Origin of the sequence: Myxococcus sp. AB025B, assembly GCF_006518215.1 — a bacterium.
In the GTDB taxonomy this organism is placed as follows: Bacteria; Myxococcota; Myxococcia; order Myxococcales; family Myxococcaceae; genus Myxococcus; species Myxococcus fulvus.
On record NZ_SRLW01000117.1, the window covers coordinates 1 to 15,074 of the forward strand.

Annotated in this window: 4 protein-coding genes; 3 read left to right on the forward strand and 1 reads right to left on the reverse strand. The window is 69.6% G+C overall.

The annotated features are described in order from the left end of the window. Positions 1-63: 63 nt before the first annotated feature. The gene (locus FL311_RS20490; protein ID WP_141327312.1) at positions 64-11,988 is read left to right on the forward strand and encodes an IPT/TIG domain-containing protein; all 11,925 of its coding nucleotides are present in this window, start codon (positions 64-66) and stop codon (positions 11,986-11,988) included. A gap of 63 nt (positions 11,989-12,051) precedes the next feature. On the opposite strand, the gene FL311_RS20495 is transcribed toward FL311_RS20490, so the two are convergent. Beyond that, positions 12,052-13,041, reverse strand: a complete 990-nt coding sequence (locus tag FL311_RS20495; RefSeq protein ID WP_194869283.1) for a peptidyl-prolyl cis-trans isomerase — start codon at positions 13,039-13,041, stop codon at positions 12,052-12,054. A 292-nt stretch (positions 13,042-13,333) separates the two neighbouring features. On the opposite strand from FL311_RS20495, the gene FL311_RS20500 reads away from it, so the two are divergent. Both FL311_RS20500 and FL311_RS20505 read left to right on the forward strand, forming a co-directional pair. Then, a complete protein-coding gene (locus FL311_RS20500; RefSeq protein WP_194869284.1) occupies positions 13,334-14,110 on the forward strand; it encodes a peptidyl-prolyl cis-trans isomerase in 777 nt (258 codons plus the stop codon). Between the two features lie 89 nt (positions 14,111-14,199). Further along, entirely contained in the window at positions 14,200-15,072 is an 873-nt protein-coding gene (locus tag FL311_RS20505; RefSeq protein ID WP_141327318.1) for a peptidylprolyl isomerase, read from the forward strand. Positions 15,073-15,074 lie beyond the last annotated feature (2 nt).

Here is a 15,074-nt window from a genome sequence, read left to right on the forward strand (position 1 = left end):
GCTGGGAGCTGCTCGGTGGGGGAGGGCGGGACCCGAGTCACCGTCGCGGCCCCTCCAGGAGTCGTGGGGGCGGCCTCGGTCGAGGTCGTCAACGCGGACGGCCTGTCCGCCTCGCGACTGGGCGCCTACCGGTACCTCGTCTCGCCGAAGATCACCCAGGTGGAGCCGGCCTTCGCGGAGACGATGAGCCGCGAGCAGATCCGCATCCATGGCGAGGGTTTCTACGCCGGCTCTCGGGTGACGTTCTCCGGCATCCCGGCGCGTGCCACCTCGGTGGATGTCACGGGAACCCTGACGGCGACGTTGCCAGACGGGCTCGTGGGGCCCGTGGACGTGAGGGTGGAGACGCCCTCGGTGGGAGGCTCCATGGTGAGCCTGTTGCCGGGAGGATTCACCTTCACCCTGGCCCGACGTGAGGACCTGACGGAAGGAAGCCCCGCGAGCGCGCTCGTGGGCGACACGTTGCTCCAAGTTCAGGAGAACGAGCTGGTCGCCATCGACCTGTCGCCCTCGGGCAACAAGCTGGAGCTGGGACGGGTCCCCGGCGTGGGGAACGCGACCGCGCTGAGCGTCGCGGGAACCCATGCCGTCCTGCTCGGTGAGCAGGAGGTGGTGCGTTACGACCTGGGGGCCTGTGGCAGTGGCCCTGGTGTGGGCTGCCACCCGTTGGAGGTCGACCGCGTCCCGTTGGTGTCCGGGCAGTCCTTGTCCTCCGTGGCGGCGACCCCTGGCGCGACGACGGTCGTCGCCGCGGGCGGAAGCGAGCTGGTGGTGCTCGCGGCGCTGCGTGAACCCGGGCAGGCGCAGGCGCGGCTGAAGGTGGTCGCGCAGCAATCGCTGGTTCCGGCGCGCATCGCGGGCCTGGGCGTGGTGGGCCCGTCGCTCGCGCTCCTCCTGGAGGAGCAGCAGATGTCCCGACTCGAGCTGCGGAGTCTCGAGGACGGTGCGTTGCGCCCGCTGAGTCAGGTGCAGAACCTCTCTGGGGCGGCGCATGCCCTGGTGGTCGATGGCAGCCGGATCGCCGTGGCGACGGGGGCGTCCGCACACCTGGTGGACGTGACGGACCCGCTGCTGCCGAGGCGCCTCGGCTCCTGGACCGCACCGAGCGGGAGCGGCGCGATGCCTCGCTCGCTGGCCTTGTCGGGGCCCTGGCTCCTCGCCGTGGGAACCGAGCGGGCTTCGTGGGTCGACACCACGGCATCGACAGCGTTCGTGGAGCGGACCTTCTTCACGCATGGCGCCAGGGTTTCGCCGAAGGCGCTGCTGGGAGATGGTTTCGCGCTGGTGAGCCAGGTCGGGCGGACCCAGCTCTTCGACACGTTGCCGTACCCGACGATCTCCCGAACCTCTCCGCGGCCAGGGGCCGAGTTGATGGTGGGGGCGCCCGTGGTGGTGTCGGTGGCGAGTGAGCTCCCGCTCTCCGTGGTCACGGGCTCGACGCTCGAGCTGTTGGATGGAGAGACCGAGGTCCATGCCTCGGCCGTCACCCGGTCTGGGGCGTCCGTGCGCTTCCAGCCGCGCGATGCGTTGGTCGCGGGCCGCGTCTATACGGCGCGGGTCGGGCTGAAGCCGACGTCCTTCGTGGGCGGATACCTCCGAGGTCCCTGGACGTTCGATGTCCGGGGGGGCGCGCAGGCTCCGGAGGTCTCGGTCGGTCTGCTCAGTCCTGACCACGGGCCGACGGCGGGCGGGACCGTGGTGACGGTGTCCGGGACAGGCTTCAGTCCAGGGGCGCGGGTGTACTTCGGTTCCTCGCTGGCCGTGGACGACCCGACGCACGAAGCGTCGTCCTCGGAGCTGCGAGTGTTGGCTCCTCCCACCTCGTATGCGGGGCCCGTCCGCGTTCGCGTCGTGACGGATTCGGGGAGCGCGGAGGTGGCGGGAGGATTCATCTACACCGCTCCGTTGAGCGTTTCAGAGGTCGCTCCGTCGAAGATCGACCTGGCGGGTCAATGGGTGTCGTTGCTGGGCGCGGGCTTCACGCGAGGACTCGAGGTCCGCTTCACCGAGCACGGTGCTCCAGCTCAGACGAGGAACGTCACGACAGGTCGCGTGGACGTCCTCGTTCCCCCAGGCCCCGAAGGCTGGGTAACGCTGTTCGCCACGCAGCCTGGCGGCAGCGTGTCGTTGCCTCAGGCGCTTCGCCGTGGAGATGTGAAGGCGCCGACCGCACAGCCGATGTTCTCACCCGCCGGCGCTGTCGCCGCCGGAGAGAAGGTCTTCAGTGCCACGTTCGATGAGCCCGTGCGCTTGGGGACCGGCGGTGAGGCACCGACCACCGCCACCCTGACGGCGCTGGCGACGGGTGTCGTGATGCCCGGGGCCTTGAGCGTCTCCGGAGCGACGGTGTCGTTCACTCGCCCGCAGGGCTCGGCGGACCTTCCGTCCGCCAGCACCTATCGACTGTCGCTCGCGAACGTCCACGACCTGGAGGGCAATGTCCGCTCCGGGCCGCTGTCCCATGTCTTCACGGTGGAGGACACCGTGTCGCCGGCGGTTTCGCTCGCCTTCGTGGGAAGGGCCGAGGCCGTGGACAACGCGGTGCTGGGCGTGGGGACGGAGCATGCGTTCATCGTGAAGGCGACGGACGACAGCAGGAGTGTGGCGAAGGTCGAGTTCTTCGTGGACGGGGTTCCGCTGTCGGTCTCGAACGCGGCGACCCACGAGTTCCGTCATGTGTGGCGCTCCGTTCCGGCCGGGGGGACGTCCTCGCTGCTGGCACGGGCGACGGATGGCAGCGGCAACGTGGGACTGATTTCGGCGACGGTGAGCCTGACCCACGACCGTCTGCCGTCCGTGCGCTTCACTCAGCCGGCGCTCGCGAGCGTCCGCCAGACGGAGGGGACGTCGCTGACGCTGCAACTGCGCGCCGAGGACGCGGAGGAACTGCGTGCCATCGAGCTGAGCATGGATGGCGTGCCGTTGCGGCGCGTCCCCATCACCGCGAAGCGCGAGGAGATTCTGGATGAATCACTCGCGCTGTCCCTGTCGGGAGATGCATCCGAGACCCATGAGCTGGTGGCCGTGGCGATTGATTCACGCGGACAGAGCTCGTCTCCCGCGCTGCTGCACGTGACGGTGGAGCCGGATGTCACCCGGCCGACCGTCGCGTGGCTCATGCCCGCGCAGGGCGCGAAGGTCTACTCGGGCTCCGCGATGGACCTCCGGGTCTCCGTCACGGATGACACGCGAGTGGTCTCCACGACCTTCCAGCAGAAGGAGGGGACGGGGACCACCAGGGAGATCGCGACCTTCCAGGGGCTGCCTCGGCCCGTGCGGTGGGTGGCTCCGACGGTCCAGGACGACACGCCGATCAAGCTCCGGGTCGTCGCCCGGGATGGCCGGGGGAACGAGGGCGAGGCGCAACTGGAGGTGACCGTCGTACCGGCGGCACAAGGCGCCGGTAAGCCCTACGTGAGCCTCCTCTCGCCTCGGAACGAGGACTCCCTGGTCGAGGGAAAGATGCTGGACGTCGTCGTGGAGGTCGTCGCTCCGGCGGGCGTGGCGTCGGTCACGCTCGGCCTCGATGTCCAGCGCGTGACGCTGACGCATGCGCCCTGGCGCCACGCGTTCAGGATTCCACCGCTCGTGGGGACCCAGGCGTACCGCATCCCCGTCCACGCGGTGGCGACGGACCTGGAGGGGCGGAGCTCGGAGCCGGTGGTGCAGCACTTCTGGGTGACCGATGACTCGTCCGTGCCGTCGCCCGACCTGCGGGTCGCGACGAGGCCCGAAGGCCCTGTCTGGCTGGGCGGGTCCAGTCTCCACGTCGATGACACGAGCATGGCGCTGGCGACCACCGCTTCGGTGCGTGTCTCGGGAGAGGCCCTTGCTCCGACGGCGGACGGCCGCTTCCCGTTGCCCTTGGGTGACGAGTCCGCCCCCGTGCTCGCGGTCGTGGAACCCCTGCCAGGGACCGGACAGTCGTTCTCGGTGGCCCGTCAGGGCGTGCTGAAGGTCTTCGCGCGGGAGGCCGCGAGCGTGAAGGCCGAGTCCGCGGCGCCGGTGGTGGGAGTCGCGGCGCGGAGCGATGTCTGGGCCGTCGTCCGTGATGACTCGACGGGCGAGTCTGTCGTCGAGTTGCGTGGGCGGAACGCCCTGGAGGTCCTGGCCTCGCGCAAGCTGAAGGGGCGCGCGGTGGGGCTGGCGTTCGTGGAGGATCGACTCGCGGTGGCGCTGAAGCGGGGGGGAGAGGGGGCCATCGAGCTGCTCTCCGTCCCGGACCTGCTCGTCACCACGGTCCCCCTGCGGCGTCCTCCCACGGCCCTGGCTTCGGCACGGGGTGCCTGGGTGCTCGTGGGCTCCGAGGAAGGTCTGGAGGTGCGGTCCGCGGACGGTGCTCTGCTGGGGCGCCTGCCCGGACCCGAGGTCCAGTCCGTCTCTGTGTACGGGAAGCAGGCCTGGGTGCTCACTGGCGACACGTTGACGACCGTGGACCTCTCCGTGCCCTATGCGCCGAAGCGGGGGGCCTCCATCGAGGTCCGTGATGTGACGTGGGTCGCGGCCTCGGCCGAGGACCAGGCGTGCGTGGTGGGAGATGACAGTGGATTCGGCTTCGTCCACTGCTTCGAGGAGGTGGTGCAGGGGAGTCTCTACGCGATGGGCGCTTCGCGCGCGGAGCTGCACGGAACGCCGCGCTCGGCGACGGTCCTGGGGCCGTGGCTCGTCGTGGGGACGGAGCAAGGCCTGAAGGTCCATGACGTGAAGTCCCTCCCTGTGCAGGGCCGGGCCTATCCGTCGAGCGTGGGCGACTTCCCGGCGCTGCTGGGCGCCGCCGCCGCGGGGCCCGGTGAACTCTACGCAGCCGATGGGCACACGGTGGCGCGGCTGCCGCTGGGCCGCGGGCCTGGCGTGCCGGTCGTGTCCCTGGTGGCGCCGGAGACGGGCACCTGGGGGCGTCGGCTCGCGTTGACGGCGGCGGTGGAGGACGGTTCGGACGCCTTCAATTGGTATGTGGCGGAGTTGAGGGTGAATGGGCGGACCGTCGAGGTGCTGGATGGTCGGGTGCCCGTCGCGGTGGACCTGCCCCTGACCGGGGCCACGGCTCACTTGGAGCTGAGGGTGCACGACCTCGCGGGCAACACGGTTTCCGCCGAGGACACGGTGACGTTGACGGCGCCGGGGGCAGGGGCGGGGCCCGAGTTCGTCGCGCTCCGTTCCGAGTCGCACGTGCTCGAAGGTTCGATGATGGACGTCGTGCCCGTGTTCGTCGACCCGGCACGGGTGAGGGCGGTCACCGTGACGTTGCGCGATGGCGGGACGGTGCTCGACACGGTCACCGTGAACGCGCCTTCGCTCCGGGCGGTGCTGTCCGTTCCCGTGCTGGGGGTCACCGAGGAGTTCGGTCGGGCCGTGACGCTCGAGGCCGTCGCGACCGACGGGACTCGGGTGGCCATCTCCACGCCTTCCGTGGTGTTCATCCTGCCGTCCGTCGAGCCGTCGGGCCCCCTGTTCTCTCTGTCGGCTGTGCCCGCGCAGCTGGTCGAGGGAGAGGCCGTGGGAGTCCGGGCGAGCTTCACCGGGCCGGCTCCTATCTCCGACTTCACGTTGAGCTTCTCGGTGGGCCTGGCGGGACAGCCGCTCGTGGAGCAGGTGGTGCTCGCATCGCCCGAGACGCGAGCCATCCTCCGGATGCCGGAGCTGCCGGCGGGGGTGGCGAGCGCGCCGGTGCGAATCGAGGTCCGCCTGGTCGATGGCCAGGGGCGTCACTCGAGCGCGTCAGTCGAGGCCGAGGTGGTGGAAGACACCACGGGACCGGCCATCGTCGAGTTCGAGGTGGATCCTCCTGGGGCCGTGGTCGTGGCGGGCTCCACGCTCGCGGCGACGATGCGGGCAACGGACGAGGCCCGCGTCACCCCGGACTCCGGCCTGCGGGTGAGGTTGGGAGGGACTGTCGTCGCCACAGGCGTGAACGCCGTGAGCTACGTCATTCCTCCGGGGACACCGCCGGGGAGCCTGCTTCGCGTCGAGGCCTGGGCGATGGATGCCCGAGGCAACCTGACGCAGAGGTTCCAGGAGCGTGAGGTGAGTGGTCCCATCGCGGCCCCCGAGACCACCGTCCATGGCGGAATCTTCGCGGGCGCGAAGGACGTGGCGGTGCTCGGGGACCTGGTGGCCGTGGCGACCGGAACGGGAGTCTCGCTGGGACGGCTGTCTCATGCCGGAGCCAGTGTGTTCGTGACGCCGCTGGGGGCGGTGCGCGTCGATGGGGGCGCTCCCAAGGAGCTTTCGGTCATCGGACAGCAGGTGCTCGTCACGCTCCTGGATGGTCGGGTGTTCGTGGTGGACGTCACCCGTCCCGAGACGCCTCGGGTCGTGGGCTGGGCGCCGTCCGAGGACGTCACGTCACTCAAGGCCTCCAGTCGCGTCTTCGTCGCCGAGAAGCAGTCGGCGGTGCGCGAGCTGGACGTGTCGAATCCCGCGGCGCCGAACCTGGTCCATTACATGACCCGGCTGTCCACGGGACCGCTGCTGGCGGTGACGGGAGAGCGGCTGTTCTATGCGAACAACTCGACGCTCTACGCGGCCCGCGTGAGCGTGACGCCTCCTCCCAGCTACGAGGCCGCCCTGTCGGCCCCGTTCTCAGGGCCGCCGCTCGTCGTGGATGTCGACGGAAGCACGGTGGTGGTGGGCACGGAGGAGGGAGTCCAGGTCGGCACGCTGGGGGCCTCGAGCCTCACGGCCCAGGGCTTCATCGGTCTGGGCAGCCGCGCGAACGCCGTGGTGGCGAGTGCCGGGCGGGCGTACGTGGCGGGAGACGACGGAGTCCTGCGGGTGGTGGACGTTCGCGAGCCCCACGCGCTCCGCGTGGTGGGCCGAGAGGCTCTCGCGGCGCGCGCGCTGCGCGTGTCGGGAGGCGTGCTGATGGCGGCCACGGAGGAGGGGCTCGCGTTGAAGTCCCTGGTGCAGCTCTCCGAGGGCTCGACGAGCGCGGCACAAGGGACGTGGGAGACGACGGACGCGGTGGTGGGGCTGACGCCCGCGCGGCGCGGCGTCATCACGGCCGCGGGGTTGGCGGGCGCTTCCCTGGTGGACGTGGGCCTGCCGTTCCGACCGTCGAGTCAGCTCACGGTGTCGGCGCGTTCCGCGGTGCGGCAGGTGGAGGGGCTGGACGCGGACCTCTTCCTCCTCGATGCGAATACCCTGGGCGTGCTGACGCAGCGGGCGACAGACGGGCTGTATGTGACGGATGGAACCCGTGACGTGCGACTGGCGGCGCTGGGCAGCGTGGAGCGGTTCCAGGTCCGGTCCGGGCGTCTGTGGGCCGTGGGGGCGGGGAGTGTCTCGACCGCCGAGCTGCCAGACGTCCTGGTGCCGAGGACGCTCGACCTGCAGGGGCCGGTCTTGGATGTCGCTGGAGACGGACGTCGCGCTTTGGTCGCGCGTGGCGCCGCGGGCCTCGGCGTCGTCGAATTGGACAAGACGGGTGCGCTGTTCCGTCGCGCCAGTCTCTCGGACCAGGCGGTTCAGGCCGTGGCGATGGAGGGAGAGCTCCTGCTCGCGGGTGGGGCCACCGGGGTGCGCGTCTTCACGCTGAATGTCGCCGGAGCCTTGGTCGAACGAGGCTCCGCGAGCACGCAGTCCCCGGTGCGTCGCATCCGGATGAGCGGGCGTCTCGCGCTCGTCACGACGGAGCAGGACGTGCAGTTCTGGAACGTGGAGCCGCCCCAGCCCGTGCTCCTGGTGCGGCTGGAGGCTCCGGGCGCGCTGGACGCCGTCCTGGTGGGGGAGAGTGTCGTGGTGGCGAGAGGATCGGCCGGGGTGAGCGTCTTCTCCGCTCCCTCCGTCATCATGCCGGCGCCCGTCGTGGAGCTGTCTCGCCCTGGAGATGAAACCGTCGCGATGCCTGGCGAGGTCGTCACCTTCGAGGCGCGGTCCTCCGGCGTCAACGTGGACGATGTCGACCTCCTGGTGAACGGAGCCCCATGGTCCCGGTTGGAGCCGGGGGCTTCCAGAGGTCAGTGGCGAGTGCCCGTCGGCTCGGCTCCGGGGACGCAATGGGTGCTCCAGGCCCGGGCCCATGGGGCCGCGGGAATCACCGGTGTCTCCGGGAGCAGGAGGGTGCTCACGGGCACTCCGCCTGTTTCGGAATCTCTCTCGGCGGCCATCGTCGCCCCCTCGGGAGGGAGATACTTCTATTCGGGAGAGTCTTTCGAGGTCGTGGCCATGGTCCAGGGGGGACATCCCCCGTACACGGTGAGCACGAGCGTGGAGGATGGCTTCCTGGGCATGCTCTCGCCCGTGCCAGGGTGGATGGGGCGGTATTCCTCCTCGGTCCGCATGCCGCCACAGAGCCTGGGTTGGGTGTCGCTGCATGTCGATGTCATCGACAGCGCGGGGCACTCGGTGCGCCAGTCGGTGGATCTCCTGGGGCAGCAGACCGCGGGCATTCCCCAGGACCTGCGTGGGTTGCCGGTGCGCTTGTTCGCTGCTCCCCGGAAGAACCCCATCCACCTGACGGTGGTGGATGACGGCCCCAACGTGCTGCGGCTCTATGTCGACGGGGTCGTCGTGGCCAGCAATCACCAGCGCTGGGGAGACAGTGAGAACACGCTCGACCATGTGCTGGAACTGTCCGCGAAGAGGCCGGGGGACACCGTGTCCCTGCGGGTCGTCGCCGAGGACACCTTGGGTCAGCGCTTGGACACGGGGGAGCTGCGCTATGTCGTGACGCCGCTGGTGGCGATTCCGACCATCGACTCGTTCATGGTCTCGGGAGAGATGGAGGGGAGCACGGTCTCCATCCAGGTCGAGGCTTTCGACGTGGATGACGACCTGGACATGGTGAGCGTCTGGGCTGTCTACGGCGCGACGTATGTCGATCGCCTGCGCATCGAGGGGGGGGCGGCTCCAGAGTTCATCACGCAGGCCCAGGGCGGGGGGCTCGAAGCGTCGTTCACGCTGCCGCTGCTCGCGGACCCCCGGTTGCTGGGACGCGATGAGCTGGTGCTCATGGCGATGGCGACAGACACGTCAGGTCATGAGGTGCGGCGGTACTACCAGGTCTATCTCCAGGAGGACCAGGCGCCCAGAGTCCAGCACTACGCGGGCTCGTGGCCTCACGCGACCCGATTGGTGCTTGGGTACCCGGTGGAGATCCTCGCCTTGGCCCACGATGTGTCGGGAATGGCGGGCATGACGATGACCGCGACCCTGCCGGATGGTCGCTCCGTCCAGGGGACGGTGACGTGTCCCTCGACTGAAGAGTGTGAGGGAACGCTGGGCGTGCTGGACCTCTCCGCAGGTCAGCTCGACGTCAGCGTCCTGGCGACGGATTCAGGAGGTCGGGTGACCCACTCGACGCATCGCTACACCGTGACGCCGAATTCGGCACCCCTGCTCGAGGTGAAGCCTCGGCCCAGCTACGGTGTCGTTGGTGTGTCCATGCAAGTCGACGCGAAGGCCTTCGACGAGAAGGCGCTCTCCTCGATGCGCCTGGTGGCCAATGGAAGCACGTTCGCGCAGAGAGGGCCAAGCGAGGTTCCCTCGTCCGGCGTGTCGCTGACCGGCATGTACACGCCCTCGGCCCCTGGCACCTCGATGTTCGAGGCGACGGCGACAGACACACTCGGCTTGTCGGGGAGCGCTTTCTCCACCCCGGTGCCGGTCGTGGCCGCGGGGGCAGGTGCGTCATGTGCCACGGCGGTCCCGATGCTCGCGGGCGTGGACTTCCGTCCGACGAGCGTCCAGGTGAACCCGACCTTCACGAGTCCTTGTGGTCGCGGCGAAATCTGGGGCCTCGGGTCGTGGCACTCGCTGCCGTTCGATGGCCCGGTCGAGAGCCTCGTGCTCGCGTCCACGGCGGGGCGCACGCTGCCCTACCTGTTCGTCCAGGACATGGCGGACGGGTGCACACCCGTGGTCGGTTCCGTCAGTTGTCGTGTCGACAACTACGAGCTGCGGACGGGACCGCTCTCGAGGAACGCGAAGATCTTCATCCCGCAGATGGACTCCTCCGAGGGGGTGAAGCTCTCCCGCGCGGTGTTGGGTCTCGGGGCGTTGTGTGTTCCGTCGTCGGAGGCCTTCGTCTGTTCCCTGGGGTCCTGCCTGGATGTGGGAGCCCCGGGTGCTCCTGAGCACCGTTGCGTGGCGCACCAGTGCAACGACGGGCTGAACAACGACGATGGTGACGACGTCGCGGACTATCCGAACGATCCTGGCTGTGACTCCCCGGAGGATGACGACGAGACAGACCCGGTTCCGCTGCCCGCGTGCTCGGACCAGGTCGACAACGACGGAGATGGGAGAACGGACTGGCCCGAGGACCCAGGGTGCTCGAGCGCGGCTGGAGACTCCGAGGGTGGAGAGGGTGAGACCTGCGCGGAGCCGGTGGACTTGATGTCCGTGATGGAGGAGAGCGCGGAGTGGGCTGTCCTCACGCTGGATTTCGACGAAGCCCAGGACGACGAGCACCTCGTCTGTTCGGCCCCTGGCGTGCAGTGGGGTGACCGTGTCTTCGGCGTCCACATGCCGGGACCGGGCTACCTCTCCGTGAACGGAGATGCGCAAGTCCATGGCCTGTCGCTCAGGAACGTGTGCGCCCTCTCCACTCGAGATGCCGTGTGCCGGGCGCGTTCCGCGGGGGGGAGTAGCGGACTCGTGGCTTCGTTGCGCGTCGACCAGACCGGCCCCGCATACGTCGTCGTCGAGGGAAGTGGGACGGGACAGGTCGAGATCAGCGGGCTCCTGGACGAGGATGCCCCCTGCGCGCCGTGGCAACCGTGGGTCCGGTGTGGCGACGGGCAGCAGTGCTTCCCTCGGAGCGCGCCAGGAGGAGTGCCGTCCTTGACGGAGTTCCAGTGCCGCCTGCCACGTTGCTCCGATTACATCGATGACGATGGGGACGGTCTGACCGACTTCCCCTTCGACCCTGGATGCACGAGTCCCGAGGACGACGACGAGACCGACCCTGTCCAGGTCCCGGCGTGTGGTGATGGGTTGGACAACGAGCCGGACGGCTTGAAGGACCAGCGGATGGATTATGGTCCGGCGGGAGATCCGTCCTGCATGAGCGCCGCGGATGATGACGAGTCGTATTGTGGTGAGGTCATCCCCACCACGAGCCTTCCGTCGGCCCCGTGGGTGGTCTCGGGAAGGACGTCCAGGACGGGCGGACCCGTGCGACGCTGCGCGTCCTCGTTCAGTCCTCACGTCAATGCCTACGACTTCGTCGCTCCCGTTCCGGGGGCCTACCGGTTCCGAATCGACAGCGTCCGGTCCGCGTACCTCGCGCTGCGTGAGGACAGCTGCCGTGGTGCTTCCATCGGCTGGTGCCAGCTCACCGATGAGACCCGTTCGACCGAGATGGTCGTCGTCCTGGCGGCGAACGAGCATGTCGTGGCCACCGTCGAGGGCAGCGTCGCCACGGACTTCGTCCTGACCGTGGACATGCCGTTCCAGTGTGGAAACGGCTTGGATGATGACGGTGACGGGGTGGTCGACTTCCCGGCCGAGCCCGGGTGTGAGTCCATGATGGATGCGGACGAGCAGGACCCGCTGGTGCTTCCGGTCTGCTCGGACGGGCGCGACAACGATGGGGATGGGCGGGTGGACTTCCCTCAGGACCCGGACTGTGTGTCGGCTTCGGGGACGACGGAGTCCGCCAACTGCCAAGGGGTCGAAGAGGTGCTGTTGACCGGCCCGCTGCCCATCTGGACGACCGCGAACACGTCAGGGACGAGTCGTATCGAACATGGTGAGTGCGGCTACGAATACACGGGGCCGGAGAAGGTGTTCCGCTGGGTGGCACCGGAGGCGGGCGCCTACCAGGTGGATACGGCGGGCTCGAGCATCGGTACGGTGCTCGCGGTGTATCCGCCGACCTGTCGCCCCGAGCAGGTGCTGGTGTGTGACGGCACTCCGGCGAGGAGTGACTACCCGACGCGGGTCGATGTCGACCTGCAGGCGGATGAAGCCATCATCATCGTCGTGGATGGACTGACGACGGAGGACGCTGGAAGCATCCAGCTCAACATCCGCCGCCACTGAGTTGCTTCGGGGCTCACGAGCCGGCGCGAGTCGTGCGCCGGCTCGGAGGACCTCCGTCGAATCCTACGGCTGCGCCGTCGTGGGCTCGGCGGCCTTGTTGTCCGCGCCCTCGATCTTCACCTGCTCCAGGGCGGCGTCCTTCACTTCAATCTTCGCCTTCGACTTCAGGCCATCGATGAACCCCTCCATCGCCTTGGAGCGGCGCTCCCCCAACAGGCGCGCCTCGATGCGCGGACGGGCCTGCTCGAAGGACAGGTCCATTCCCACCTGACGGCTCTGCAGCTTCACCAGGTGGAAGCCCTTCTCCGTCTCCACCACGTGGCTGATGTCCGCCGGCGTCTTCAACCCGAAGGCCGCCTCCGCCAGTGCGGTGCCCCAGCTCTGCGTCAGCTCCTCACGGCTGCGGAAGCCCAGGTCTCCACCCGAGGACTTGGACACCGGGTCCTGCGACTGCTCGGACGCGGCCAGCTCGAAGGCGCTCTTGGTGGGGCCCGCCTCCTTGCCCTTCAGGTCCGCCAGGAGCTTCGTCGCCGCCGTGCGCGCCTGGGCCCGCTTGCCCGCGTCGGCCTGCGGGGCCTCCAGGAAGATGTGGCTCACCCGCACGCGCTCGGGCCGGACGAACTCCGACTGGTGCTCCTCGAAGTACTTGCGCAGCTCCGGCTCGTCGAGCTTGCCGGCGGCGGCCTCCTGCTGCTTGCGCAGCAGCTTCTGCACCATCACCTTCTCCACCGTCGCCTTGATCTCCGGGTCGTCCTCCAACCCCTGACGTCGGGCCTCCTGCACCAGCAGCTCGAACCGCACGAGGTTGTCGACGAACTCCTTCTTCTTCTCGAGCGTGGCGTAGCGGTTGCGGACGAACAGGGGCTGCTCGTCCAGCTTCGCCTTCACCTCGTTGGCGGTCAGGTTGCGGTCATTGATGACCGCGACGACGGGGCTCGAGTCCTGTGGCGCCTGCTTCGCGGGGCCCGCGCCTCCTCCTCCCTCGCAGGCGGAGAGCGCGAGGACGGCGAGGGCGGCGGAGAGGACTCGGGTTCGGATGGAGCGCGTGTGCATGGGTGGAATCAACCTCGGGGCCTTCACCTTGCGTGTGGGAGCTCCGCGTTCTCGAGCGGAAGCCGCAAGCAACGCGTGAAGCGACAACCAAGAAGTGGCGCTGAATCGTATATCCAACATGGCGCAAGGTGCGAATCCCGTCGTTCCTCGTTTTGGGTCCAACGGGCGGAAGGAAAGCGTCCCTCCAAGGACGATACGGACGCGTCGGGTCCTGCTGGTCGCGTGGGCGCTGTGCGCCGCCTGCACGAAGCCGGCCCCCGTCGCGAGCCCCTCCCACGCGGGTGCGGGCCCGGTGGTCGGCCGCTTCGACGGTGGCGTGGTGACGCAGGCGGAGCTGGCCGAGGAATCCGCCCGGCTGCCCTCACCCCTGCGAGAGCAGTTCGAGCGCCCCGCCGGTCAGCGCGAGTTCGTGCGCTCCATGATCGACAAGCGCCTGCTGGCCCAGGAGGCCCGGGTCCGTGGCCTCCATCAGAAGCCGGAGATCCACAAGCAGGTGCAGGCCCTGGAGGAGCGGCTGGTCATCCAGGAACTGCTCGCGGAGGAGGAGAAGGCGGCGGGCACGCCGGGCGAGCAGGCGCTGCGCGAGTACTACCAGCAGCACCGCGACGAACTGGCCCAGCCCGAGCGCCTGCGCCTCGCGCGGGTGCAGGTGGTGGTGCCGCCCGCGGCGACGGCGGCGCAGCGCGCCCAGGCGAAGCAGAAGGCCGAGCGACTGGCGCAGCGCCTGAAGTCCGGCGAGGCGCTGGAGAAGGTGGCGGCGGACGGGGATGGGCGCAGCGGGGAGCTGGGCTGGGTGGCGCGGGGAGACCTGCCGGACCGCGAGCTGGAGAGCGCGGCGTTCGGCTTGAAGAAGGTGGGGGACACCAGCGCGGTGGTGGCGGAGGCGAAGGGGTACTCGGTGGTGCGGCTGCTGGAGCGCCGGGAGGCAAGGGTGCCGGCGTTCGAGGAGGTGAGGGCGGAGGTGGAGGGGCGGGCGCTGCCGCAGTGGAAGCGAAAGGTCCTGGAAGGATTGCTGGCCCGGCTGCGTGAGACGGGCTCGGTGAGCATCGACATGCCTGGGACGCCCTGAGGGCGCAGGCGGGAGGGGTTGTGCATCTCTTTGTCTCGGACGGCTTGGGCGCCGTCGACGGCGTCGTGTGCCCTGAAGACCGAACCGCGATGCGCCCGGGGCTCCGGCGCGCATGGCGTTGCTGCGCGTGGGTCCTGCTCGCGCTCACCCTGGGCGCCTGCCAGGACGAGGGCCTCGTGGCCGAGGTCGGCAAGCGCGACATCTCCCAGGCGGACGTCTCCGCGCTGATCGCCTCGCGCAGCTCGCGCGAACGACCCACGTCGGGCGAGGCGCTGGACGCGCTCATCGAGCGCTCGCTGCTCGCCGAGGAGGCCCGACGCTCGGGGCTGCACGAGGACGCGTCCGTCCAGGCTCGCCTGCGCGGCGCCGAGCGCGAGGTGCTGGCCCAGGCGCTGCTCGACAAGCACCTGGCGGAGGTCACCACCGAGGCCCGGCTGCGGGAGCGCTACGCGGCGACGCGCGAGCAGCTCGGCCGCCGCGAGGTCCACGTGCGGCAGCTCCTGGTGCGTGTGCCTCCGGGCGCGGACGACGAGACGCGGGCCCGGGCGCAGTCGCGGATGAACGCGCTGTTCGCGCGGCTGGCGGGCGGTGAGTCCTTCGAGAAGGTCGCGAGCGAGACCTCCGAGGAGACGGTGAGCGCGGCGCGAGGCGGAGACCTGGGGCCGGTGCTCGAGGGCCAGGTGGACGACGTGTTCTTCACCGAGGCCGCGCAGCTCTCCAAGGGCGAGCGCTCGCGGCCGTTCTCCACGGCGTACGGCCTGCATCTGCTCGAGGCCGTCGCGGACATGAAGACGGTGGTGCCGACCTTCGAGGAAGCGCGAGGGCGGCTGGAGTCGGACGCGCGGCGTGACGCGCAGGCGCGGCTCATGAAGGAGCTTCGTGAGCGCATTGCCGTGAAGACCCACCCGGAGCGTCTGGACGCCGCCGCGTCCGTCGCCACGAGTCAGACGGGCAAGGAATAAAT

Coding starts and splice junctions, on each gene's coding strand:
- FL311_RS20505 (WP_141327318.1), top strand. CDS start 14,200: ATGCGCCCGGGGCTCCGGCGCGCATGGCGTTGCTGCGCGTGGGTCCTG.
- FL311_RS20495 (WP_194869283.1), bottom strand. CDS start 13,041: ATGCACACGCGCTCCATCCGAACCCGAGTCCTCTCCGCCGCCCTCGCC.